5 protein-coding genes are annotated in these 1844 nt (G+C 48.4%); all 5 read left to right on the top strand.

Features of this window, described 5'->3' with window-relative positions; genetic code table 11:
* Nucleotides 1-509 (top strand): lambda exonuclease family protein (locus HP552_RS03320; RefSeq protein ID WP_175394223.1); only part of this gene is annotated, 509 nt, incomplete at its 5' end.
* Nucleotides 500-688 carry a DUF1317 domain-containing protein gene (locus tag HP552_RS03315; protein ID WP_001251812.1) on the top strand — a complete coding sequence of 63 codons (189 nt, stop codon included), beginning with the start codon at nt 500-502 and terminating at the stop codon, nt 686-688. The genes HP552_RS03320 and HP552_RS03315, both read left to right, overlap by 10 nt.
* Nucleotides 661-852: a DUF1382 family protein gene (locus HP552_RS03310; RefSeq protein WP_015979260.1), complete on the top strand. Its 192-nt coding sequence runs from the start codon at nt 661-663 to the stop codon at nt 850-852. Before HP552_RS03315 ends, HP552_RS03310 begins: the two co-directional genes overlap by 28 nt.
* 391 nt (nt 853-1243) lie before the next feature.
* Entirely contained in the window at nt 1244-1465 is a 222-nt protein-coding gene (locus HP552_RS03300) for a TraR/DksA family transcriptional regulator (RefSeq protein WP_000763367.1), read from the top strand.
* A partial coding sequence (locus tag HP552_RS03295) for an ead/Ea22-like family protein (protein ID WP_175394222.1) occupies nt 1462-1844 on the top strand: 383 nt, incomplete at its 3' end. The genes HP552_RS03300 and HP552_RS03295, both read left to right, overlap by 4 nt.

The following is a 1844-nucleotide window of genomic DNA, read 5'->3' as shown; positions in this document are numbered from 1 at the left end:
TCCACACCCTGCTTGCTGAGGTTTGCACCGGTGTGGCTCCGGAAGTTAACGCTAAAGCACTGGCCTGGGGAAAACAGTACGAGAACGACGCCAGAACCCTGTTTGAATTCACTTCCGGCGTGAATGTTACTGAATCCCCGATCATCTATCGCGACGAAAGTATGCGTACCGCCTGCTCTCCCGATGGTTTATGCAGTGACGGCAACGGCCTTGAACTGAAATGCCCGTTTACCTCCCGGGATTTCATGAAGTTCCGGCTCGGTGGTTTCGAGGCCATAAAGTCAGCTTACATGGCCCAGGTGCAGTACAGCATGTGGGTGACGCGAAAAAATGCCTGGTACTTTGCCAACTATGACCCGCGTATGAAGCGTGAAGGCCTGCATTATGTCGTGATTGAGCGGGATGAAAAGTACATGGCGAGTTTTGACGAGATCGTGCCGGAGTTCATCGAAAAAATGGACGAGGCACTGGCTGAAATTGGTTTTGTATTTGGGGAGCAATGGCGATGACGCATCCTCACGATAATATCCGGGTAGGCGCAATCACTTTCGTCTACTCCGTTACAAAGCGAGGCTGGGTATTTCCCGGCCTTTCTGTTATCCGAAATCCACTGAAAGCACAGCGGCTGGCTGAGGAGATAAATAATAAACGAGGGGCTGTATGCACAAAGCATCTTCTGTTGAGTTAAGAACGAGTATCGAGATGGCACATAGCCTTGCTCAAATTGGAATCAGGTTTGTGCCAATACCAGTAGAAACAGACGAAGAATTTCATACGTTAGCCGCATCCCTTTCACAAAAGCTGGAAATGATGGTGGCGAAAGCAGAAGCAGATGAGAGAAACCAGGTATGACAACCACGGAATGCATTTTTCTGGCAGCGGGCTTCATATTCTGTGTGCTTATGCTTGCCGACATGGGACTTGTTCAATGACACCTCAGCAGGAAAACGCCCTTCGCAGCATTGCCCGTCAGGCTAATTCTGAAATCAAAAAAAGCCAGACAGCAGTTTCCGGATAAAAACGTCGATGACATTTGCCGTAGCGTACTGAAGAAGCACCGCGAAACGGTAACGCTGATGGGATTCACACCGACTCATTTAAGCCTGGCAATCGGCATGTTAAACGGCGTCTTTAAGGAACGATGAACATGAAAAGCAAAATCATCAGGGAGCTACAGGCTCCTTTTTTATTATTCGCATTCACCCTCAAGCGTATTAACCAACAGTTCAGGGATTAATGAAAGATGGCAGACATCATTGATTCAGCATCAGAAATAGAAGAATTACAGCGCAACACAGCAATAAAAATGCGCCGCCTGAACCACCAGGCTATATCTGCCACTCATTGTTGTGAGTGTGGCGATCCGATAGATGAACGAAGACGCCTGGTCGTTCAGGGTTGTCGGACTTGTGCAAGTTGCCAGGAGGATCTGGAACTTATCAGTAAACAGAGAGGTTCGAAGTGAGCGAAATTAACTCTCAGGCACTGCGTGAAGCGGCAGAGCAGGCAATGCATGACGACTGGGGATTTGACGCAGACCTTTTCCATGAATTGGTAACACCATCGATTGTGCTGGAACTGCTGGATGAACGGGAAAGAAACCAGCAATACATCAAACGCCGCGACCAGGAGAACGAGGATATTGCGCTAACAGTAGGGAAACTGCGTGTTGAGCTTGAAACAGCAAAATCAAAACTCAACGAGCAGCGTGAGTATTACGAAGGTGTTATCTCGGATGGGAGTAAGCGTATTGCTAAACTGGAAAGCAACGAAGTCCGTGAAGACGGAAACCAGTTTCTTGTTGTTCGCCATCCTGGGAAGACTCCTGTTATCAAGCACTGCAC

It is taken from the genome of Paenibacillus xylanilyticus, from assembly GCF_013359935.1.
Taxonomy (GTDB): domain Bacteria; phylum Bacillota; class Bacilli; order Paenibacillales; family Paenibacillaceae; genus Paenibacillus; species Paenibacillus xylanilyticus.
Note: the sequence above shows the minus strand (reverse complement) of the source record. Positions and strands in the feature narration are given on the sequence as shown.

Excerpts from the sequence above, each read along its gene's own strand:
- HP552_RS03300 (WP_000763367.1), top strand. The coding sequence starts at position 1,244 with ATGGCAGACATCATTGATTCAGCATCAGAAATAGAAGAATTACAGCGC.
- HP552_RS03310 (WP_015979260.1), top strand. The coding sequence starts at position 661 with ATGCACAAAGCATCTTCTGTTGAGTTAAGAACGAGTATCGAGATGGCA.
- HP552_RS03315 (WP_001251812.1), top strand. The coding sequence starts at position 500 with ATGGCGATGACGCATCCTCACGATAATATCCGGGTAGGCGCAATCACT.